Source organism: Acinetobacter sp. OYA S30, assembly GCF_033599315.1.
In the GTDB taxonomy this organism is placed as follows: Bacteria; Pseudomonadota; Gammaproteobacteria; order Pseudomonadales; family Moraxellaceae; genus Acinetobacter; species Acinetobacter baumannii.
On record NZ_JAWVAV010000001.1, the window covers coordinates 77,312 to 100,374 of the forward strand.

22 protein-coding genes are annotated in these 23,063 nt (G+C 40.8%); 6 read left to right on the top strand and 16 right to left on the bottom strand.

Features of this window, described 5'->3' with window-relative positions; translation table 11 throughout:
- Window positions 1-10 precede the first annotated feature (10 nt).
- Genes R5R67_RS00365 through secB form a run of 3 tightly spaced genes read left to right on the top strand, consistent with a single transcriptional unit; the run spans window position 11 to window position 1,182 of the window.
- Window positions 11-427, top strand: coding sequence for a rhodanese-like domain-containing protein (locus tag R5R67_RS00365; RefSeq protein ID WP_000443006.1), 417 nt, complete (start codon window positions 11-13; stop codon window positions 425-427).
- Between the two features lie 11 nt (window positions 428-438).
- On the top strand, window positions 439-696 hold the full coding sequence (grxC, locus tag R5R67_RS00370) for a glutaredoxin 3 (RefSeq protein ID WP_000729828.1): 258 nt from the start codon (window positions 439-441) through the stop codon (window positions 694-696).
- Window positions 697-723: 27 nt separating this feature from the next.
- Window positions 724-1,182 carry a protein-export chaperone SecB gene (gene secB, locus R5R67_RS00375; protein ID WP_001288260.1) on the top strand — a complete coding sequence of 153 codons (459 nt, stop codon included), beginning with the start codon at window positions 724-726 and terminating at the stop codon, window positions 1,180-1,182.
- 67 nt (window positions 1,183-1,249) lie between these two features.
- Here secB and R5R67_RS00380 read toward each other — a convergent pair whose 3' ends face one another.
- The 14 genes from R5R67_RS00380 to R5R67_RS00445 all read right to left on the bottom strand — a co-directional run bounded on the left by R5R67_RS00380 (window position 1,250) and on the right by R5R67_RS00445 (window position 15,913).
- Window positions 1,250-1,906, bottom strand: coding sequence for a 4'-phosphopantetheinyl transferase family protein (locus tag R5R67_RS00380; RefSeq protein WP_001085071.1), 657 nt, complete (start codon window positions 1,904-1,906; stop codon window positions 1,250-1,252).
- 117 nt (window positions 1,907-2,023) lie between these two features.
- The gene (gene der / locus R5R67_RS00385; protein ID WP_000805592.1) at window positions 2,024-3,433 is read right to left on the bottom strand and encodes a ribosome biogenesis GTPase Der; all 1,410 of its coding nucleotides are present in this window, start codon (window positions 3,431-3,433) and stop codon (window positions 2,024-2,026) included.
- Window positions 3,434-3,620: 187 nt separating this feature from the next.
- On the bottom strand, window positions 3,621-4,766 hold the full coding sequence (gene bamB, locus R5R67_RS00390; RefSeq protein ID WP_001072122.1) for an outer membrane protein assembly factor BamB: 1,146 nt from the start codon (window positions 4,764-4,766) through the stop codon (window positions 3,621-3,623).
- Window positions 4,766-5,464 carry a YfgM family protein gene (locus R5R67_RS00395; protein ID WP_000058788.1) on the bottom strand — a complete coding sequence of 233 codons (699 nt, stop codon included), beginning with the start codon at window positions 5,462-5,464 and terminating at the stop codon, window positions 4,766-4,768. Before R5R67_RS00395 ends, bamB begins: the two co-directional genes overlap by 1 nt.
- Before the next feature lie 28 nt (window positions 5,465-5,492).
- Window positions 5,493-6,785, bottom strand: a complete 1,293-nt coding sequence (gene hisS / locus R5R67_RS00400; protein ID WP_318754727.1) for a histidine--tRNA ligase — start codon at window positions 6,783-6,785, stop codon at window positions 5,493-5,495.
- Window positions 6,782-7,897 carry a flavodoxin-dependent (E)-4-hydroxy-3-methylbut-2-enyl-diphosphate synthase gene (ispG, locus tag R5R67_RS00405; RefSeq protein ID WP_000572095.1) on the bottom strand — a complete coding sequence of 372 codons (1,116 nt, stop codon included), beginning with the start codon at window positions 7,895-7,897 and terminating at the stop codon, window positions 6,782-6,784. Before ispG ends, hisS begins: the two co-directional genes overlap by 4 nt.
- A 21-nt stretch (window positions 7,898-7,918) precedes the next feature.
- The gene (locus tag R5R67_RS00410) at window positions 7,919-8,710 is read right to left on the bottom strand and encodes a helix-turn-helix domain-containing protein (protein ID WP_000405161.1); all 792 of its coding nucleotides are present in this window, start codon (window positions 8,708-8,710) and stop codon (window positions 7,919-7,921) included.
- On the bottom strand, window positions 8,701-9,501 hold the full coding sequence (pilW, locus tag R5R67_RS00415) for a type IV pilus biogenesis/stability protein PilW (protein WP_001984465.1): 801 nt from the start codon (window positions 9,499-9,501) through the stop codon (window positions 8,701-8,703). The genes R5R67_RS00410 and pilW overlap by 10 nt, the downstream gene beginning before the upstream one ends.
- Window positions 9,502-9,516: 15 nt before the next feature.
- Entirely contained in the window at window positions 9,517-10,749 is a 1,233-nt protein-coding gene (rlmN, locus tag R5R67_RS00420; protein ID WP_000093084.1) for a 23S rRNA (adenine(2503)-C(2))-methyltransferase RlmN, read from the bottom strand.
- A 122-nt stretch (window positions 10,750-10,871) separates the two neighbouring features.
- The gene (gene ndk / locus R5R67_RS00425) at window positions 10,872-11,303 is read right to left on the bottom strand and encodes a nucleoside-diphosphate kinase (RefSeq protein WP_000963851.1); all 432 of its coding nucleotides are present in this window, start codon (window positions 11,301-11,303) and stop codon (window positions 10,872-10,874) included.
- Between the two features lie 113 nt (window positions 11,304-11,416).
- Entirely contained in the window at window positions 11,417-11,617 is a 201-nt protein-coding gene (iscX, locus tag R5R67_RS00430; protein ID WP_000524329.1) for a Fe-S cluster assembly protein IscX, read from the bottom strand.
- 99 nt (window positions 11,618-11,716) lie between these two features.
- Window positions 11,717-12,268, bottom strand: coding sequence for a phosphatase PAP2 family protein (locus R5R67_RS00435; protein WP_000669565.1), 552 nt, complete (start codon window positions 12,266-12,268; stop codon window positions 11,717-11,719).
- A 24-nt stretch (window positions 12,269-12,292) separates the two neighbouring features.
- Window positions 12,293-13,591, bottom strand: a complete 1,299-nt coding sequence (locus R5R67_RS00440; RefSeq protein ID WP_085940557.1) for a glycosyltransferase family 4 protein — start codon at window positions 13,589-13,591, stop codon at window positions 12,293-12,295.
- A gap of 138 nt (window positions 13,592-13,729) precedes the next feature.
- Window positions 13,730-15,913 (bottom strand): carboxy terminal-processing peptidase, encoded by a 2,184-nt coding sequence (locus R5R67_RS00445; protein ID WP_000776302.1) that lies wholly within the window; start codon window positions 15,911-15,913, stop codon window positions 13,730-13,732.
- A gap of 192 nt (window positions 15,914-16,105) precedes the next feature.
- Between R5R67_RS00445 and nagZ the strand changes: the two genes are divergently transcribed.
- Window positions 16,106-17,125 carry a beta-N-acetylhexosaminidase gene (gene nagZ / locus R5R67_RS00450; protein WP_000578592.1) on the top strand — a complete coding sequence of 340 codons (1,020 nt, stop codon included), beginning with the start codon at window positions 16,106-16,108 and terminating at the stop codon, window positions 17,123-17,125.
- Window positions 17,126-17,450: 325 nt separating this feature from the next.
- Window positions 17,451-18,293: a class I SAM-dependent methyltransferase gene (locus tag R5R67_RS00455; protein WP_000191941.1), complete on the top strand. Its 843-nt coding sequence runs from the start codon at window positions 17,451-17,453 to the stop codon at window positions 18,291-18,293.
- Between the two features lie 56 nt (window positions 18,294-18,349).
- On the opposite strand, the gene R5R67_RS00460 is transcribed toward R5R67_RS00455, so the two are convergent.
- Window positions 18,350-19,663 (bottom strand): alpha/beta fold hydrolase, encoded by a 1,314-nt coding sequence (locus tag R5R67_RS00460; RefSeq protein ID WP_001084493.1) that lies wholly within the window; start codon window positions 19,661-19,663, stop codon window positions 18,350-18,352.
- Window positions 19,664-19,962: 299 nt separating this feature from the next.
- On the opposite strand from R5R67_RS00460, the gene R5R67_RS00465 reads away from it, so the two are divergent.
- Window positions 19,963-21,228, top strand: coding sequence for a glutamate-5-semialdehyde dehydrogenase (locus R5R67_RS00465; RefSeq protein WP_001154158.1), 1,266 nt, complete (start codon window positions 19,963-19,965; stop codon window positions 21,226-21,228).
- Between the two features lie 104 nt (window positions 21,229-21,332).
- Here R5R67_RS00465 and R5R67_RS00470 read toward each other — a convergent pair whose 3' ends face one another.
- The gene (locus tag R5R67_RS00470) at window positions 21,333-22,961 is read right to left on the bottom strand and encodes an NADP-dependent glyceraldehyde-3-phosphate dehydrogenase (protein WP_001072696.1); all 1,629 of its coding nucleotides are present in this window, start codon (window positions 22,959-22,961) and stop codon (window positions 21,333-21,335) included.
- Between the last annotated feature and the right edge of the window lie 102 nt (window positions 22,962-23,063).

Genomic DNA, 23,063 nt, shown 5'->3' on the forward strand with positions numbered 1-23,063 from the left:
TAGGTGACTTGTGGAACGCTGGTTAGAGTTTATGGGGAATCACCCCATTTTGTTTGGTACACTCGGAGTCTTGATCGTATTGTTCTTCATTTTTGAAGGTCAACGTAACGGTCGTAAAATTTCTCCACAGTCGCTTGGTATTTTAGTGAAAGCGAAAAATGCCCTTTTGATTGACTTACGCGATAGCAAAGACTTCCGCGAAGGTCACATTAGTGGTAGCCGCAATATTCCTTATAGCCAAATTGCAAGTCATGCTGATGAATTAAAAGCAAGTGACCGTCCATTGGTATTTATTTGCAACCTAGGGCAAGTTGCTGGTAGCGCTTTACAGAAAGTCGCTCACCATGACAGCTATCGCCTTGATGGTGGTATCAGTAACTGGAAAGCTCAAGGCTTACCTCTCGTTAAAAGCAAACCAAAAGCTTAAGGAGAATTGTTATGGCAGCAAATGTCATTGTTTACTCAACTTCTGTATGCCCGTACTGCGTTCGCGCGAAACAATTACTTGAGCGTAAAGGTGTTGCTTACAAAGAAGTAAATCTTTCTGTTGAAGCGCCAGAAGTACGTGCTGAATTAATGCAACGTACAAATCATCGTACTGTTCCACAAATTTTTATTAATGATCAGTTTATCGGTGGTTTTGACCAACTTTATGCTTTAGAGCGTGAAGGTAAACTCGACGAATTATTGGCTTAACATCGCATCCATATTAAGGAAAAAACAATGAGCGAAGAACAACAAGTTCAACCACAATTAGCTTTAGAGCGTATTTATACAAAAGATATTTCTTTTGAGGTTCCAGGGGCACAAGTTTTCACTAAACAATGGCAACCTGAACTTAACATCAATCTTTCTTCAGCTGCTGAAAAGATTGACCCAACTCACTTTGAAGTATCTTTAAAAGTTGTGGTTCAAGCCAATAACGATAATGAAACAGCGTTCATCGTAGATGTAACTCAATCTGGTATTTTCTTAATCGATAATATCGAAGAAGACCGTTTACCTTACATTTTGGGTGCATACTGCCCGAACATTTTGTTCCCGTTCTTACGTGAAGCGGTAAACGATCTAGTAACAAAAGGTAGCTTCCCACAGTTACTTCTTACTCCAATTAACTTTGATGCAGAGTTCGAAGCAAACATGCAACGTGCTCAAGCTGCTGCTGTTGAAGGGCAAGCTTAATTTTATAGCTTACCCTAAACTCAAAAAACCGCGTAATTCGCGGTTTTTTTATGAGAGTAATTTAGATTTAACGGTCAAGTGAATGAATCTGAATAGAAGGAAACTGGAATCCACGGCATGATTGCTCTGAACGCCATGCGACTGTTAAGATCATATTACCTAACACAAAGTTTTGGTAGGCAAATGTCCCAATAAGCTCATGCGAACATAATCCGCCCTGATTTGTAGGATGTGCTTGGGTGTTTAAGGTATTTAAATCTAAACGTATACCCAGACCCGATGCTTTTAAAACAGCTTCTTTAGTCGTCCAGACTTTAAACCAATATTCTCTATCTTGTTCTAGACTTTGCCACGTTGCATATTCATCAGAATGAAAAGCATGTTGTGCCAGACTATCCAGACGTACTTTACGATCAAGCTCTTCAACATCTATACCAATATCTTTAATTCGCTCACTCAGCGCTAAAGCATAATATTGTTGGCTATGGGAATGATTAAAATGCAAAGTGTGATTCAATAAATAAGGTTTGCCATGTTCATGCTTGGCAAACTCCAATTCCGTTGAAATGAGTTGTAGTTTCTCTACAATCAGTCTATTTCTGATACTCTTTATTTGCTGTTTTTTATACTCATTAAATGTACGAAAGTCGGGAAAGTCGTGTTGTTTTCGTTTTAAAAAATCATTGAGTTTTCCTATATAAATGTCCACATGTTTACTATTCATTTTATTAATCCGAACCATCCATAATTCACTGCTAGCATTAAAACCTTACTGATACCTGATTAGACAATACAATAAAAAGCCCAAAGAAGACTTTGGGCTTTTTCAATTAAAAACAGATTAACGTTTAAATTTCTTTTCTGCTTTTTTGAATTTCTGAATATAACGACGACGACGTGCAGCAGTACGCTCATCGACCTGACTCTTACGGCCTTCAAACGGGTTTTCAGAAGTCTTAAATTCAATTTTAACCGGTGTACCTTCAAGCTTATAAACCTTACGGAACACATTCTCTAAATAACGGCGATAATCTGCCGGAGTCTTATCCACCTTGTTACCGTGAATCACAATAGTCGGTGGATTTTGTCCACCCATGTGTGCATAACGCATTTTAATACGACGACCTTGAACTGTCGGCGGCTGATGCTGATCAGTTGCATCATTCAAAATCTGCGTCAATTTCGCAGGAGATACCTTTAAGTTTGCAGACTCATAAGCACGGTGAATTGATGGATATAACTCACCCACCCCAGTACCATGTAGAGCAGAAATAAGGTGAATTCGAGCCCAAGGAATAAAGTCAAAACGGCGCTCAACATCAAGCTTACACTGCTTGCGGTCGTATTCACTCATGTTGTCCCATTTATTGATCGCAATGACCATGGCACGCCCAGCTTCCAGCGCATAGCCAATTAAATGTAAGTCTTGCTCAACAATACCTTCACGGGCGTCAACTACAACCACCACCACATGTGCATCTTTCATCGCTTGTAAAGTCTTCACAATTGAGAATTTCTCAATCATTTCATCAACTTTACCTTTACGGCGTACACCTGCTGTATCAATTAAAGTGTATTTACGACCTTCACGCTCGAACGGAATATAAATAGAGTCACGAGTTGTACCCGGTTGGTCAAACGCTACCACACGGTCTTCACCAAGTAAGCGATTTACTAACGTTGATTTACCCACGTTCGGACGACCAATAATTGCTAGACGCAATCCGGTATCTTTGTCATGCTCTTCAGGATTTTCATCTTCCGGAATATCTTGAAGCACATCCTCAAGCATTTGTTGTACGCCACGGCCATGGCTCGCTGCAACTTGTAATGGTTCACCCATACCAAGCTTGTAGAACTCAACTAAAGCAGCTTCAGCATGAACACCATCAACCTTATTGGCAACAAGATAAATTTTCTTGCCTAAAGTACGTAATTCACGGGCAATTTGCTCATCGGAAGCTAACAATCCGGCACGCGCATCTACCACAAAAATAATAATATCTGCTTCATTGATGGCTGTTTTCGACTGCTCGGCCATGTAGTTATCGATACCGCCTTCACTTTCACCAATACCACCAGTATCAACAACAATGAAAGACTTATTTTGATAAGTCGCATCACCATATTTACGGTCACGAGTCAAACCCGCGAAGTCGGCTACAAGTGCATCACGACTCTTGGTAATCTGGTTAAATAACGTTGATTTTCCGACATTCGGACGACCAATGAGCGCAATAACGGGTTTCATACAATAACCTTAATTCAAGACCAGCCATATCTCATGGCATGAGCATTAAAAACAGTACAGGAGATATATTTTAAGGTCAGATATGACCATAATAAAAGACGGGGCTTTGAACTGATTTAATTCAAACACCCCGATATTTTTAACAGCGTAATTTGTTAAGCGGCTATTTTAGCACAAGCGAACAAAATTAACGATTCTGCCAAATACTTAAATCGCCTTTTCGGGTCGAAACATAGAGCTGATTCTCAATCACACGTAATGTATTGACCTCACCACTTGTTTTAGAACGACCAATCAACTTACCTGTTGTCGGGTCGATTAGGTGTAAAACACCATCCAAATCACCAACAATAAGGTCCGATCCCAACACGACAGGATTACTTAAATGACGGTTTAAGAGACTATCATTTTGCCAAAGCTGTTCGCCTGTTGTTAAGTCATAAGCAGTAAGCTTGCCATCAGTTGACGAAACAAACACTTTATTATCATAAACTTCTGGACGCTTGGTGCTACTTGAATCTTCACTCCAAACCACACGTTGAGAAGCAAGATCAGTAACAGTTACTTGGCCTTGGAAACTAGTTGTTACCATGAGTTGACCCACAACAACCGGATCACCATCAATGTCAATTAAACGCTGAATATCAGAACGCCCTTCACTTACTGCAACACGACGTTGGAAGCGCGGAATACCACTAATCGTATCAATTGCATAAACATATGCATTTGCAGAAGCAATTAAAACAGTACGAGGGTCAAGACTCACTGGCGATGGCTGACCACGTAAACTGAACTGAACATTTGGCAATTTATATGCCCAAACTTGTTGTCCTGATGATACATCGTGTGCAAATACAGTACCGTCATTTGCAATTGTAATCACGCGTCCAGACTGAACTAAAGAAGGACTTAATAAAGCACCAGATAATTGTGCAGTCCATTTTTGTTCACCAGTTGCCTGATCTAAAGCAAATAACTGACCTTTACTGTTACCAACAACAACAATACCTTCAGCTGCTTCAACACCAGAGCTTAAGCCCAATTTACTAACTTTTTTCTCCCAAAGACGTTGTTTACCACGATATGCAGCAACTTCACCTTTAGGATCAAGGGTAAAAACGACACCTTCGCTAGCGTCAAGTTGTAAACGTAATGGATCTGCCTTATTCGTAGAAGAAACACTGCGTGAAAACACGGGCACCAAACTCTTATTTGACTCAGTCAATTTCGGTAGTGGATTTGGTTTTGCTTCTTTTACTTTGTTGCTAGAACATCCGACCAATACAGCCGATGCGATTGCAATTGCCAAAGGCAGTTTGAATTTCTGATTCATTAAGACTCTTCCACCTGTGTTTCCAAAATTGGGCGCTCAATCTGTGGATCTTCAACTAAAACGCCAACACTTTCGAGTTTAATTTGTAAAATTTGTCGCTCTTGTTTACGTTCCAGTAACGAATCCCATGCAGCTTGATATGCTTTTTTAGCAGAATCAATATCTTTCTTAGCAACAAAGATATCACCACGTAACTCTTCTACTGTTGCTTTAAATGCCGGATCGACATCACCAGACAAGGTTTTTAGAGCTTCATCATATTTGTTTTGCGCCAATTGTGCATCTGCTAAACGCAATTTTACAACCTGAATCAGTCCTTCATCTTTTACTTTTGAATTCTCAACTTTTTTCAAAGCTTTTTCAGCAGCAGCATAATCTTGTTTTTCATATGCAAGTTTTGCCAATACAAATTGAGTTTGTATCGCCTGAACTGAATCAATATCGTCTTTTACAATCTTATCTGCCGAAGCTGTTATTGAAGCTAAAGCATTTGGGTTATCAGCTGTTGCATTTGCTTCATCCATTAACTGCTGTACTTTTGCAGTTTCTGTCTGACTCGTTGCAAGGTTTCTTTTTTGCCAATATTCCCACCCGAAAAAGGCAATCAATGCAATGAGAATCCCGCTAATCATGGCAGAACCATATTTTTTGGCGAACGACTTTAAGCTGTCGAATTGTTCTTCATCACTTAAGCTCATGTGATTGTCCTTTTCCAGATGTTTCAGTTTATTTTGTAAATTTTTCAATTAAGAATGGTACGAGTTCAGCCAATGCAACTTGTGATTGCTCAGCCGTTGCCAACTCTTTTACAGCAAGCTGCTGTGCTTCCCACTCACGTTCACCCAAAATTATGGCGTAAACAGCCCCAGCCTGATCAGCTTTTTTCATCTGACTCTTCATGCTGCCTTGTGAACCAGTTTTAATGCGAATGTTACTATTCGCAGCTTCTAACTGGTCACGCAATTGTTCTGCTAGAACTAAAGCTTTAGAATGATAAGCAGGCTCCGCAACCAAGAACGCTTCACAGTCACGTACAATTTCAGCCTGTTCGACTTGCTCAAGTAGAAGCAATAAACGCTCCATCCCCATTGCAAAACCGACCGCTGGAACAGACTGATCAGCCTTACCTTTTAACTGGCCAACCAAACCATCATAGCGTCCACCTGCACATACTGTACCTTGCGAACCTAATGCTTTTGTTGTCCATTCAAAAACAGTTTTATTGTAATAATCTAGACCACGTACCAATTTTTGGTTAATTACAAATTTAATGCCTGCGGCAGTCAAATAATCTTGTAATTGCTGGAAGTGGCTTAAACTGTCTTCTTTTAAGAAGTCATGTAATTTCGGCGCATTTTCCAGAATTTTCTGAGTCGACTCAATTTTAGAATCTAAAATACGTAATGGGTTTGTTGTTAAACGGCGCTGTGAATCTTCATCCAAAGCATCTTTATGTTCATTTAAGAACGCAACCAAAGCATTACGATATTCCGTACGCTCATCTGTTTCACCCAAAGTATTCAACTCAAGTTGAACCATGTGATCAACACCCATACGTTTCCACAAACGGGCAGTCAACATAATCAATTCAGCGTCGATATCAGGAGTCGCTACACCAAAAGTTTCCACACCAAACTGGTGGAACTGGCGGTAACGGCCTTTTTGTGGTTTTTCATAACGGAACATAGGTCCCATATACCACACACGTGGCGTAGCACCACGCAACAAGTTATGTTCAACCAAGGCACGAACACAACCCGCTGTTCCTTCCGGACGTAAAGTCAGTGACTCAGGTGGGTTTCCTTTATCGAAGAATGTGTACATTTCTTTTTCTACGATATCGGTTGCATCACCAATAGCACGTTTAAACAGTCCCGTTTGTTCAACGATCGGCAAACGAATTTGTTGGTAACCATAAGCATCCATTAAAGATGCTAAATGCTGCTCGAGACGTCTCCACGCTGCTGTTTGCGTTGGTAAAACGTCATTAAAACCTTTGATTGCGACAATTGAACTCATGATGAACTACGAATAATTTCTTTAGATTTAGCTTCTTCAAGCTCTTGAACACGTTGACGAACCATAGTTTCGATTTCATCAACCAATTGATTGGTATCAATTAAATGGCTTTTCTCACCATTACGATAAACCAATGAACGAGGCGCAGCCCCAACAACCCCGATATCTGCTTCTTTTGCTTCACCTGGGCCATTTACCTTACAGCCAATAACCGAAACGTCCATTGGTGTACGGATATCTTCTAAACGCTCTTCTAAAGCCTGCATCACCTGAATCACGTTAAATTCTTGGCGAGAACAACTTGGACAAGCAATAAAGTTAATACCGTTAGAACGTAGGCCAAGCGATTTTAAGATATCAAAACCGATCTTGATTTCATCTTCAGGTTCAGCAGCAAGCGAAATACGCATCGTATCGCCAATGCCTTCCATCAATAACCCACCAAGAGCAATCGCTGATTTCACAGTACCTGTACGGTAAATACCAGCCTCGGTTACACCCAAGTGCAATGGATTATCAATTTGTTGTGAAAGCAAACGATAAGCATCCATGGTTAAAAACACATTTGATGCTTTTACACTGACTTTAAACTCATGGAAGTCAAGACGGTCTAAAATATCAATATGACGTAAAGCTGACTCAAGAAGTGCCTGCCCTGTAGGCTCGCCATATTTTTTCTGTAAATCTTTTTCTAGAGAACCCGCATTCACGCCAATACGCATAGAAATACCGTGATGACGTGCCGCAGCCACAACTTCACGAACTTTCTGGTCTGAACCGATATTGCCCGGGTTAATACGCAAGCAGTCCGCACCATAATCTGCAACTGCCAAAGCAATTCTATGGTCAAAATGGATATCAGCTACTAATGGAACTGAAACACGCTTACGGATTGCACCAAAGGCTTCAGCAGCTTCCATAGAAGGCACTGAAACACGCATAATATCTGCACCTGCATCAACACAACGCTCAATCTGAGCCACAGTTGCGTCAACATCGCAAGTTTCGGTATTTGTCATACTTTGCACACTAATAGGTGCATCGCCACCGACATAGACCGAACCAACACGAATTTTACGTGTTGGTCGACGTTTAATTGGGTTCTCTATCATTGTATCGCTCAACTCATGGTATTAGCGGGATAAACGGAATTCAGCTTTACCGTTTACCGTATATGGAGACAATGAAATCTGTTCTTGGTTTAGACTTAATGACACAGCCGTTGCATCATCAAGACGAATCTGGAATGGAGACTCACCATTTAAGGTTAAAGTCGATGCCTGACGACCCGTCGCTAAAACCTTCCCTGTTGCATCTACAATATGAACAGAAGTTGGACGGTTAAAGTTTAACACCAATTGGTCACCCACTGTTGCAGAGGCATTCCCTTTCATAGGTAAAACTTCAACATTAGACTGATTTGCTTTTGGCAGCTCAGCATCTTCTTTGTTTGAGGTCCATTTTTGGACACCCATCACAATTAATGACACGACAGCAATAATCAAAATTGCAAGCAGTGCGCGCTTTAACCATTTTTTGTTACGATCACTATTAGAACCCGGTAATTTACCCATGATTTTAATTGGTGAGTTGTTTAAAGCATGATTTGGCAAAAGCCCAGTATCGTTTGCATAAATCTCATCAAAACGCTGGATAATTGCAGTTGCATCAGTATTTAAATACTTCGCATAAGAACGATAATAGCCTTTGATAAAAGTCGCTTCTGGCAAAGATTTATAGTCGTCTTGCTCTAACGCATTAAGCGTTTTCAGCGGCATATTTAAATCTGAAGATACTTGCTCTAATTCTTTTTTCTGAGAAACACGAATTTGACGTAAATACTCACCAGGACGTTGAATATTTCCTAAAGCAGAAGTCGGTAAGCTTGAGCCAGTTGGCTGCTGTGAATTAGGATTTATTTCCATACGGCCTCAGTACTATACTGTAATTGCAAATAACGTTGATATTCTGGACTTTCCGGGAATAAAGCACGTAACTGGTTTACTAAAACTTGCATTCCCATTTTATCCGCATTGGCTCGAGCCACTCTTAAACCAATCCAAAGTGCGCGTGCACCCTGATTTTTCTGCCCCACTGTACGAACATATTGTTCATACATTTGTGTAGCAGCCGGAATCTGCTGCTGCAAATAAAAAATTTCTGCTAACTCTAACATTGAAATGTAAGAGTCGCGGTTAGCAAGAAGTGCTTGTTTGAATGTTTTTTCAGCACTCGCAATATCGCCTAGTTTTAAATAAATTCGCCCCAGATTTTCTAAAGCCTGGTAACGTTGATCATAGCCTAATGTTGCACCAGCAATACGAAATTGCTCAATAGCATCATTATAACGCTCCATTTGGTACAAATACGTACCATAATTATTACGTGCCTGAGCATTGTCTGGTTCAGACGAAATTGCACGCTTAAAGTAATGTTCCGCTTTTTCTAAATTGGATTTACTGCCTTCTTGTTGCAATAAAATACCCATCATCATATTTGCCGTTGCATCACGACTATCGACACTTAACGCTTGGTCAAGAGAACGCTTTGCAGAATCCAAGTCACCAGAACGAATGTATTCGGCAGCAAGCTGCGTACGCACTTTTACTGCTTTTTCCGGGTCCTTTTTAACCGTTTGCGAAGTCTGGCAACCACTTGCCAAAAGTGCAACAGCAACCCCCATACATAACATGATCTTCAACTTCGGAGTACTCAAAGTCTGCCCTCAATATTATCCTTGTGTACGTAAAATCTCTTGTCGTTGAGCCACTTTCTTTTGCCACTGCTCAGCACGACGCGTACGGTCAGCAACTTGGCCGACCAATTGTCCACATGCGGCATCAATATCATCGCCACGTGTTTGACGAATCGTACACACAAATCCTGCATCAGACAAAGTTTTTTGGAAAGAGATGATACGATTTCGACTTGAGCGTCCATATGGCGCATGAGGGAACGGATTAAATGGAATCAAGTTAATTTTACTTGGTAAGTTTTTAAGTAATTTAAGCAACTGCTGTGCATGTTCAGGTTGGTCGTTCACACCTTCTAACATGACATATTCAATGGTCACATGTTTACGTGCGCTTTCATTACCATCTTTGGCAATATAACGCTGACATGCCGCAATCAACTGAGCCAATGGATATTTTTTATTAATAGGCACAAGTTCATTACGCAATTCATCATTTGGCGCATGCAGGGAAATTGCTAAAGCAACATCAATATCTTTCGCAAGTTGGTCAATTTTTGGCACAACACCTGACGTTGACAAAGTCACACGACGTTTTGACATACCATAAGCAAAGTCATCGAGCATAATGTGCATTGAGCTTAATACAGCATCGTAGTTGAGCAATGGCTCACCCATACCCATCATCACGACATTGGTCACTGAACGCTCGCGCTCAGCAACAGGCACTTCTTCCATATAAGAATAGTTTGCCATCCAAAGTTGCCCAATAATTTCATCTGGCGTTAAATCGCGCTGGAAACCTTGCTTACCTGTTGAACAAAATGAGCAGTCCAATGCGCAGCCCACTTGTGAAGAAATACACAAAGTTTTGCGTGAACCTGTTTTATCTTCGGCAGGAATTAATACAGTTTCTACTAAAGAGCCAGAACCTTCACCTACGCGAAACACCCATTTACGTGTTCCGTCTTTTGAATAATGACGGTGTACCACTTCAGGGGCTTTAATTTCACAAATTTGTTCAAGCTTTGCACGTAACTTACCTGAAATATTGGTCATTTCAGCAAAATCAGTAACAAAGTATTGATGAATCCATTTCATAACCTGACCGGCACGAAACTTTTTCTCACCAATATCTTCAAAGAATTTTTCTAATTCAGCACGTGACATGCCGAGTAAATTCACTTTTTCGGCAGCAGGCGATGCTGGCGTGGACGAAGATTGCTGCTGTCCATCAAGATTTTCAGATGAAACGACCACTGCAGAACTCATGTGTATTTACCTAAACCATGTCAAAAAAAGAATATATTGTTCAAGAATCAAACAATATGCTCTTGAGAGAATAAAAAAACCAGATAAGTAGTATACCACTTATCTGGTTTGAATGCTTTCGATTAACGAGTGCGTGGGCAGATCTCGTTGTCAGCAAAGAAGTAAGCAATTTCACGCTCTGCAGAAGCAACTGAGTCAGAACCGTGAGCAGCATTTTCGTCGATGCTTACAGCGAAATCAGCACGGATAGTACCAGGAGCCGCTTCTTTAGGGTTTGTAGCACCTAAGATTTCACGATGAGCAAGAACTGCGTTTTCACCTTCAAGAACAGATACAACAACTGGACCAGAAGTCATGAATGCAACTAAGTCACCAAAGAAACCGCGTTCTTTGTGCTCTGCATAGAAACCTTCAGCGTCAGCTTGAGAAAGGTGTTTCATTTTAGTCGCAACAATTTTTAAACCCGCTTTTTCGAAACGAGCAAAAATTTCACCGATGTGGTTTTTAGACACAGCATCTGGCTTTACGATAGACAAAGTACGTTCAATTGCCATGAGTGGCTCCTTTATTTTAAGATTTAAACTTTAAAAAATTTGCCGCATTATACCGATGTCATAGGCAATAATCAGCTTTGAATGTGTAAAAGTTGCGATTTTTTCTACTGTTTTTAGCGAACTTCATCCAACCAAGCCATTTGGATAGCTTCTAGCAATCCTTCGGTTGATTTATTTGGGTCATCACTAAAGTCTGGTAACGCACAAACCCATGCATGTAAATCGGTAAAACGAATCCATTGCGGATCAACTTCTGGATGTGCTTCTGACAATTCAATGGCAATATCAATCGTATCTGTCCAACGTAAGCCCATAGCGGCTCCTATCTGTTTAATCTGCTAAATCAAGAACTGTGTACTTTAGCAAATCCACAAACCTAATCGATAGCTTAAGCTGATAAAAATTACTGTTCGTTATAAAGCAATGCCCAATAATGGCGCGACAAAAATAATCAGACTTGCTACTGCTGCACCAATAAGTGCGCCCACAATCACATCACTCGGATAGTGAAGTCCAAGTACCATACGAGACAATGCCACAAGCACCATGAACGGCAACATCGCTGCAAGCAACACAGGTTGGATATACCCCAACACAATTGTCACCATGACAGCATGTAACGTATGACCTGATGGAAAACTAAAGTGATCGAGTGGTCTTTCACCGAGAACAATCACCTGATGTACTTGGTAAGGACGTGGACGCGTGGTTTTATGTTTTAAGAATTTATAAATTGCTGTTCCAACCGAACCACCAAGTAGCAAATAGATAATTTGCAAGCTATAGGTAATGCCCTGCATTCCCCATACAATCGCCAACATGAGGTACCAAAAAGGTCCGTCACCAGCACGGCTAATAATTTTGAAGAATAATGCCACACGCTGTGAATGAGAGAAATTATTGAGATATAAGCAGCCTCGTAAATCGAGATCGAGTATTTTTATTTTTGCATTCTTAAATTTCATGGTTGTTCTCCTATTTTAGGATACTTAGGTGAAGTCCGCCGAGGGTTCCTTCACTACCTGATAAAATGCCTGTTCTAATTGCTGTACCGGAAGTTGCCAACCGCTTTGCTGTACTTTATGACAGGCTTGTATGCCCATTTCTCTAAGTTGTTGTATTGAAGGAAGCTGATAAATTTGTTGTATAAAATGGTTCTTATGCCCAAGTGGGCTTAACCAACCGTTTACGCCATGTATTAAATACTGGTGTGCACATGCATAATCATACGCGATAACTGGCAAACCGCTCGCCATTGCTTCCAAAACTACGTTACCAAACGTTTCAACTTGGCTTGCAAATACAAAGACATCAGCACTTGCATATGCGACTGCCAAATCGTGCCCGCGCAAACTACCCGTAAAAATAACATTTTTCGCTTCAGGTAGTGCTTTTAATCGAGCAAGATCCGGGCCATCTCCCACCACAACCAGTTTAGTTTTCTGTTGCTGAATGTTTTGCATAGCTGCATAACTCTCAACGATCAGCTGGACTTCTTTTTCCGGTGATAAACGACCTACATACAACATGACACGTGTATCGGAATCAACGCCCCATTGCTGGCGTAAGTTTTCTGAGCGATGTTTTGGTGAAAACCGAGTAGTATCCACTCCTCGCCCAACAACGACTAGAGGACATGTAATGCCAAAACCGCGTAAAGCCTCTTCCGTATCTTTACTTGGAACACAGGTCACTTGAGTATTGTTATGGAACCAGCAAAGGTATTTTTGAATCGGCTTCACCAAAAAGGCCAAATCGAAGAACCTGCTAAAATCTTGAAACGGCGAATGAAAACCACTAGAGACCGGAATATCTTTGGCTTTTGCGGCTTGCATGGCTGTTAAACCTAACGGTCCTTCAGTCACAATATGTACGACATCTGGCACAAATTTTTCAAAAGCTTTTGAAACTTTTAAATATTGAGGCCAGCCAAATTGCAAAGTTGGATATTTTGGAATCGCTTGTGACATGACCAGACATTCTTGTTCTGGCAAAAAATCATGACATTTGGCTTTTTGCTCAGGTCGAACAAGTAGAATTTTATGCCCTTGTTTCTGTAAACCTTGGCATAACTGCAACAAAGAGAGTGCTACACCATTAATTTCAGGTGGCCATGTTTCTGTCACAATCGCAATTTTTAAACGAGGACGAACCAACTCGTGAAGTTGGTGCAATTCCTGAGTATTAGACAAATGCTGTTTTTGTTTAAAATAGAATTGGAAGCTTTCAGGAAGTTGCTGTTGTTTTAATAGTGCTGTCGCGTATGAGCCTTGCATAGCGCCATCCATCAGTATATTTATTTTCATGCTTAAAGATTAAGCAGCTTTCTTGACACTTTGATGATAAATGCATGACAGTTTACTGACATAAAAATTCAAAAAGCACGCTGAGAACAGCATGCTTTTTTATAAAACAGACAAGAGAACTTAACGGTTCTGCAATTTCGCATAATCCATCAATACATTCGCAGCTTCATTTACGAACGTTTCTTCTTCTGGCAACGCAGGACGTTGATTAGCTTTCATTTTGGCACGAGATTCAGCTAGAGCATCTAAAGAAGCCTGATAGCTTTCCCAGTTAGGGAAAGGTTTTTGACCTGTTGCTATACGACGTTCATTTTCAGCATCTAAAGTTTGCTTTTCTAAACTCAAAAGCTCTGCACGGCGCTTATCAATATCAAGCACAACTTGTTTCTGATCACTCGTAACCTTCGCAATTGCTGTACGTTTATTTAAATACTTAAACTGTGGATCAACAGCAACGCGTTGTTCCGAAAGTTGAGACAGCTTCGCTACATATGGCTGCACTGAACCTTCACGCTTAAATGGTGCAGTCGGAATCGTATCCCACTTCAACGCATTTTTCGATTTACGCTCACCAAACTCTTCGTTATAGATATCAACAAGCTTAATATCTGGCACTACACCTTTGTTTTGCGTACTACCACCAGTTACACGGTAGAATTTACGCTGAGTTAAGGTTGCTTGACCATATGCCAAAGTATCGAGTTGGACCTGAGCTGTACCTTTACCTGTGGTTGTACTACCAATGATAATGCCACGCTCATAATCTTGAATTGCAGCAGAGTAAATTTCACTTGCAGATGCTGATGCCAAGTTCACCAATACAGCGAGTGGACCTGTATAGATTTGCTGACCACCATCATTGTCTTCAAACACACTTACGTTGCCATTGCCATCACGAATTTGCACAACTGGACCTGACTTAATCACTTGTCCGAGCATACGTGCAACTTCTTCTAATGAACCACCTGGGTCATTACGCAAGTCAATAATAATACCTTCTACTTTCTTAGCTTTTAATGCCTCAAACGCATTTGCAGTATCTTCAGAAACTGAGCGATATTGCTGACCAGCACGACGTGAACGATAGTCAAAATAGAACGATGGAATTTCAATCACACCTAATAGATGCTTTTTACCATCACGTGTCACTTCAACTGTACGTGAACGAACACCGGCATCTTCTTCTTGAATAACATCACGTACCAAAGTCACATTGCGTGCTTGACTCATTGATGCACCAGCACCAAGAAGCTTCAACGTTACTTTTGTACCGCGCTTACCACGAATCAACCCAACAATTTCCGAACTCGACCAGCCGACCACATCGATCATTTTGCCGCCCTCTTGAGCGACACCAACGATTCGGTCTCCTGATTTCACTTGACCAGACTTACTTGCAGGACCACCTTCTACAATAGTTTCAATCTTGGTGTAATCTTCATTACCACGTTCTGGGCGAATCGATACCCCAATACCTTCAAGTTGTAAGGTTGTTTGGCGGTTCAGCTCTATCGCATCAATTGGCGGATAATAGTTACTGTGCGGATCATAAGTTGCCAACATTGCATTTAATGTTTTATCCAACACATCGTCGCTTTTCACACGACTAATTCTTTCAAGCTGACGCGTATAACGCTTAGTCAAAGTCTGAGCTGGCGTTAAATCTTCTGGGCCTGTTAAGTCTTGACCATCAGCAAGTGAAGGGTTTTCTTTTAACGCCTTTTGTTTCGCCTGCTCTTCTTCACGGCTAATCGTTAAATTAATTAACTGAGAAACCAGCATTTTACGCCAGTGATTTTGCTGTTCAGCTGACGTTTTAAAATACGGTGCTTTTTCGCGATCTACTTCAATAAAAGTATTTGGCTGTTTTAAATTTTGTGGTTTCTTCAACTCAGCAAGCATGAACTCATAAAACTGTTTTAAACGCTCACGATATTGCTGGTGAATAGCAAATGGCCCAGTTAAATTCCCCGCTTTTAATGAAGCACCAAAATTTGAACCATAGAGCTTTTTATAGTTTTGAACTTCAGCGTCTAAAAATAATGAGTGGTCCGGATCAAGACTGTCTAAGTACATATCAAGAATACGGTTAGATGTGTTCGCATCCAGACGCATATTTAAATAATGTTGGCGGTCTACTAAAGTTGCCAGTTGACGAGCCACCAAGGCTTGCTCTTGCGTTGGCTGGATCGATTGAGAAACAGCAGCAGTATTGGTTGCTGCTCTTGCTTCGTTCATCGTATGAGAGAAGAATAAACCGCCAGTCGCGATTGCTACTGCACAAGCTATAGTTTGAAGTTTCATAAATTCTTAATACTTCCTTGGGTGTTCGTATCTTACACGCTCTGTTTTCGATATGAACTAAGCAGATTCAACATCTTAACCAACTAAATTGTTTATACCGTGTAGTTTTATCATATTCTGTACTGACAAAATGTAGCAAATCATTGCAAAATTCGCTTATTGTTTTTCAATCAAAATTCAAATGGAACCAATATGATTGGCGCGTTGATGCTGGACATAGCCGGCACAGAACTTACTCAAGAAGATATTGAACTATTACAAGCTCCGCAAGTCGGTGGCATGATTTTATTTGCACGAAATATTGAATCACCACAACAAGTCCGTGCTTTAACCGACCATATGCGCCAAGTTCGCCCAGATATTTTGATTGCTGTCGACCAAGAAGGTGGTCGCGTTCAACGTCTAAAATCTGGCTTTACATTATTGCCAGCCATGGGCCGTTTTGGCGAGCTCTATATCACTCAACCTCAAAAAGCACTTGAATTAGCTGAACAGTGCGGCTGGTTAATGGCGACTGAAGTGCTTGCAGTCGGTATCGATTTTAGTTTTGCACCGGTTCTAGACCTCAATGCGATTAGTGATGTGATTGGTGACCGTGGCTTCTCTAAAAATATCGAAGATATCGCTCCACTTGCTGGTGCATTTATGCGCGGTATGAAAAAAGCCGGCATGGCAAATACCGGTAAGCACTTCCCTGGTCACGGTTCGGTAAAAGCCGATTCACATGTCGCAGCTGCAATCGATAGCCGTAGCTATGACGAAATTTATAATCATGACATGCAAAGCTTTATTAAGCTTATGCCTGAGCTAGATGCGCTCATGCCGGCACATGTGATTTACGATCAGGTTGATCCAAACCCTGCTGGTTTCTCATCTTTCTGGATTCAAGAAGTCCTTCGTAATCGCTTGAAGTTTAATGGCGTACTTTTCTCCGATGACTTAAGCATGCAAGCTGCTTGTGTGGCTGGTGGTGCAGATGCGCGTATTCAAGCGGCTCTGGCAGCAGGCTGTGATATGGGGTTAGTGTGTAATGACCGTAGTGCAGCATGTACAGCACTTGAAGGTATTACAAACTTAGAACTACCAAACCAAGAGCGTTTAGAACGTATGCGTGGTCGAATTCCACAAATCCAAGTTGGTGAAACTTTATCGCTTGGAAATGAATGGCAAGCTGTCAAAACAGCCATTGAAGAATTTAAAAATTCGATTTAAGTTAGTAAAAATTTTAATTGGCTACAAAAACCTATTCACTATCTGATACGCGGTTAAGTCATACGCAACCTGCTCATCTGCTGAAGGATATTGATTGCTTCAATATATTTGATAGATGCAGAAAGTGAACAGGTTTTGCGTATGACAATGGTTTTGGTTACTTTTCCCGAAAGAAAAGTAACTCCAACTAAAAGTTTATCTCAGAATGCCAACCTAATTGACAGGACTCCGTCATGCAGGTTCATTCACCATCAATGCATTAGAACCTCTTCATTGTTATTAATAATGAAGATCACACAAAAACAATAAATCGAGTTCAGGACGAATGACACAACACCTTTCAAAACACCGCCATATCTCTTTTACAGCCCACTATACGGGTTATATTTGGTATCAAATGGGGATCTCACATGAAGCACTTGCCACCAGCAAAGGCAAATCACTGGCATATTTAGTTCACCCATTAGAGTCTTGGGCAGAGAAATATGTGGGCGGCAGCATGCGCACGACGCTTAAACAGCGCCATACCATGCTTGATCATGATTTAGAGAAGTTAATTCAAGAAAATTCTGATTTACAAGTTCTTGAAATCGCTTGTGGTTTATCACCACGTGGCTGGTGGTTTAGGCAGCATTATCCTTCCATTAGCTATCGAGAGCTTGATTTACCCGATATGGCACAAACCAAACAAAATGCATTACAACAAATTGAAAAAAATGCACCTGAGGTTTTATCAGTCGATTTATTTACCGAAGCCTTTGCTCAAGCATTTGAAGTGTTTGACTCTAATCGCCCACTAGTTGTAATCAGTGAAGGTTTAATCAACTATTTTGATAAAGACTTATTAAAGCAACTGATCCAATCCATTGCCCACTATGGTGCTTCCTTTAAAAAGCTTCATTATTTAACCGACCTGTATCCTGAACCCGTTAAAAATAAACTCGCAAGTATTATTTGGAACAGTAGTAAATTACTTAAACTTATGTCTCGAAGCTCATTTAGTTTTCATTTTAAGACTCCACTAGAAGTGAAAGACTTTTTTAAAGATGCAGGCTTTAGTCAAGTTAACGTTGAACAACCGCAAATATTCTTTGGACAAGTTTCTAAAGAGAGAAGTGAAGAACATTTAGGTGACTTAGTTTGGACCATTCATGCCCAAACAAAATAATAAATATAAAAAAATGGAAGCTCGAAATAAACGAGCTTCCATTTATAAAAACCTAATTAAGCAGTTTGTTTTTGACGGACAATAAAACGACTTAAACGATCAGCAAGCTCAAAACTGCCATGCTTAAATAAAGCACGGATTCCTTGTTCAGTAGCTTCAAAGATTAAACATTCAATCGAGAAAGGGCCTTCCTCATCTTCTAGATGCAGAGTCAGATCCCGTGGATGTCCATTTACAAAATCGAGCTGTGTCACATCATCTAACTTCAAATACATCCCAAAGAAAGTCACGTCAACAATTGTTACTGGCACCTCTGTTTCACATTCACGATGGCTCAGTTTCGTTTTAGGCTGGAGAACTGGTATACGCTCTTCACCTCGGCGTTCCATGTTTTGCATTTGCTCACGCGTCATTGGAATAATGCCATCCAGATTTTGGATAGATTCACCTTTCAAAAATGAAGTGAACAAACTCATAGTTTCTTTACGGCGCTGGAGCTGCGGCACATGGTCGGCGTTAGCAATCAGAGCAAATTCCATATCCGGACATTGCAAAGCAAAATTGGCATTTTCATGAGGCAAAGTAAAACTATCGTACTGCCCTGCTGCGACCAGTGTCTTACATTCTGGAATAGGTACATCTGTTAAACGCAAAAGGCGATTACAGTTAATTTCATAACGCTCTCGTTCAGTACCCGTAAATTCTGCCATTTGCCTAAAAAATAATTTTTTAGCTGTAGGCGACATACGTGTTTTATCTAATTTGGCATGATTCACCAAATATAAAATTACCGCTTGCCCAAACTCTTCCATACGATTTTCTTGCATGAGTTTGAGCGACTCTTCCAGAATCATCCGCCAGCTTTTACGGGTCTTTTGCATGACACCCATTAAAATCATGCGGTCCATCAAATCTGGACGATGATAAGCAAAACAAGAAGCAACAACTGAACCCAACGACATTCCCATTACAGAAACTTTTTGAATTCCGACGATATCTAGCCAACGTCCTAACATTTCCGACAAATCGGGAAGCTCTAATGTTCCAGCAGAAATTCCGGTATTTCGATTGGTAATTTGTTGATTTGCGCCCATAGATGGCAAGTCGATTAAAATCACTGGGCCACTTTCAAATAGTTGTTCAACACAATATTTATACGAGTTAAAATTTTGAAAAGCACCGCCAACAATCACAATCGGTGTTTTGTGAATCGTTTGTGGGTCTGCAATCGCCATGTATTCAATTTTCCAACCGTCAATCCATGTGGTACGAGCTGGCTGTTTAAAACTATCTCTATGGTAGATATCGAAAAACCCAAAACCGGCATAAGCTTGGTTTATCTCCGAATCCATTTGAATAATGGAATTCATATCCTTGCTTCCTCCTTGCTGTAATTTTTTTATGCTGCAAGAGTTCCTTCTTGAACACGTAATCTTTTATGCACAAATCTTTAAAATTTGTATTTGTTTGTATTGCACAATAACATTCTAAACAATTGTCTGAAATATACGCAATCGCTGAATTGACCGCTCATCCTGTTTAAGCCGCGAATAGTTTGCAAAATATTTAAATGTTTTTTTATAGCGGTCACATTTTTGAAAAAAAGCCATTCATTGTTCCGCATTTGACTGCTACTATCGTAGTCATTGGTAAATGATTAAAAAATGCTATGCAAGATTCAATTGAACAATATATGCAAAAAGTTGGGCAACAAGCACGTGATGCTTCACGCGTCTTAACAAGTGCTTCTACCTCACTTAAAAATCATGCACTCTCTGCTATTTATACTGCTTTGGAAAACAACCAAGCAGCTATCTTGGCGGCGAATCAAATCGACATGGAAAAAGGCCGTAGTAATCAGCTCGACAGTGCGTTACTTGATCGTCTTGAGCTTACGCCCGCACGTTTTAAAGGGATGTTGCAAGGTTTAAAAGATGTGATCGCGCTTGTCGATCCAATTGGGGAAATTACGGATCTTGCATATCGCCCCACAGGCATTCAAATTGGGAAAATGCGTGTACCTCTAGGTGTCGTTGGTATGATTTACGAATCACGTCCAAATGTCACACTTGAAGCTGCATCTTTAGCAATTAAATCAGGCAATGCTATTATTTTACGTGGTGGCTCAGAAGCACTTGAGTCAAATAAAGCAATCGCAGAAGCGGTGAAGCATGGCTTAAAAGTTGCTGGTTTACCCGAGCACTCAGTACAAGTGATTGAAACTTCTGACCGCGCAGCGGTTGGTCACCTCATTACTATGGCTGAGTATGTAGATGTTATTGTTCCACGTGGTGGTAAAAGCTTAATTGAGCGTGTAACCAACGAAGCTCGTATTCCTGTGATTAAGCATCTTGATGGTAACTGTCATGTGTTTGTGGAAGCACAAGCAGACTTACAAAAAGCCTTACCAATTACCTTGAATGCTAAAACACATCGTTACGGCGTTTGTAATGCAATGGAAACTCTGCTAGTTGATGAAAAAATTGCAGAAGTTTTCTTACCACACATTGCTGAGCTTTATGCTGAAAAACAAGTTGAGTTACGTGGTTGCCCAGAAACACGTCGTATTTTAGGAAGCTCTGTAAAACCTGCGACAGAAGAAGATTGGTATACCGAATATCTAGGGCCGATTCTTGCAGTTAAAGTGGTGAGCGGTATTGATGAAGCAATTGACCATATCAACAAATATGGTTCACATCATACCGATGCAATTGTGACAGAGAACTATACTTTGGCACGTCAGTTCCTGGCTCGCGTAGATTCAAGCTCCGTCGTAGTTAATGCATCAACTCGTTTTGCCGATGGCTTTGAATATGGTTTAGGTGCTGAAATTGGTATCTCAACAGATAAGATTCATGCACGCGGCCCTGTTGGCTTAGAAGGTTTAACTTCTCAAAAATGGATTGTGTTAGGTGACGGTCAAATTCGTCAATAAGCTTCCTACTTAAATAAAAACGCCTGATCCATATCAGGCGTTTTTATTTTGTTATTTCCCATAAAAAAGCCAGCCCGAAGGCTGATTTTTTAACCATAGATCAATTAGAAAATAAAGTCGGTATTCACAAATTTAGAATAGTGCTCAGACACCATAGAAGCCAGCATACCTTTACTGTCATCCGTCTGTTTAGCCGCAATCATAGAGCGGATCGAGAATGCACGAAGCGCATCATGCACAGAAAGTGTACCTTCTGCAGAATCTTTACGACCACCAAATGGGAATACATCAGGACCACGTTGACACTGACAGTTGATATTTACACGACAAACTTGATGTACGAGTGTGTCTACTAAATGGCCAATTTGCGCTGGGTCACTACCAAAAATACTCACCTGCTGACCATGATCAGAAGTAGTGACATAATCCAATACAGTTTCAATATCATCATAAACAGCAACTGGTACCACTGGACCAAACTGTTCTTCGCGATACAGTCTCATCCCCTCAGTCACTGGATAAACTACGGCCGGATAGAACATGGTTTTGCAAAATTCACCACCTTCCGGATTAACCACTTTTGCTCCTTTTGCCACTGCATCTTCAATCACTTCAGTCATGTAGGCTGTACGATGCATACCTGGTAGCGGCGTAATAGAGACACCTTTTTCCCACGGCATACCTACTTTCAACTTAGCCAGCTCAGTCGTTAAACGGTTAACAAACTCATCGGCTATCGAACGGTGCACCATCAGCATTTTTAAAGCTGTACAACGCTGACCATTGAATGACAATGCACCCAACAGGCACTCTTTCACTGTCAGGTCCAAATCAGCATCTGGCAAAATGATAGCTGCATTCTTCGCATCCAACCCCAAAATCGCACGCAGACGGTGAGATTTAGGATGTTGCTTTTTCAAGTGGTCGGCCACTTTACTAGAACCAATCAGTGCCAGTACATTAATTTGCCCAGATGCCAGCAAATGCGGCACCACTAGAGAACCTGGTGCATAAATGGTATTGATCACCCCTTTTGGAAATGAATCACGAAATGCCTCTAGCAGTGGTTCAAATAGTAAGGTTCCAAATTGAGGTGGTTTAAAAATAATAGTATTACCCATCAGCATAGCCGGGATCAGGGTTGCAAAGGTTTCGTTTAGCGGGTAGTTGTATGGTCCCATACACAACACAACACCTAATGGAGTACGACGAATTTGACCAATGGTGCCTTCAGCAATTACAAAGCGGGAGTTAGCATTATCCAGATCTTTCAGGGCATCAATGGTTTGACGCATGTAAGTGATAGTACGATCAAACTCTTTCTCTGAATCGGCCAAGCTCTTACCAATTTCCCACATGATCAGCTTAATAATCAGATCTCGTTGCTCTACCATGCGCTGAATGAAATTTTGCATACATGCAATACGCTCACTAACCTTCATCATTGGCCATTCGCCACGACCATTGTTATAAGCTTGTACCGCTGCTTCTAATGCTTCATCGCTTTCTTTTTCGCCCATGACTGGATAACTACCAAGTTCAACTTGCTCTAGGCTACCGTCAGGCTGCTGAATCCAGATTGGAGATAATGTTTTCTTGGTTGCACCAGCCCATAACTTCAACTCACCATCCACGAGTGAGACACGCTGATGAATTTGAGATGGCAAACGTACACTTTCAGGAATACCGTCCACTACTGGAAATTTATGCTGTAAATTATTTAACTGATTCATTCTTCTTAATACCTTATTATTTGTATGTCTTTATATATCCCCGAACCGTACACTGTAATCAGTTCTTCTTCGGATCAATACCACTATTATTATCAGTACTCA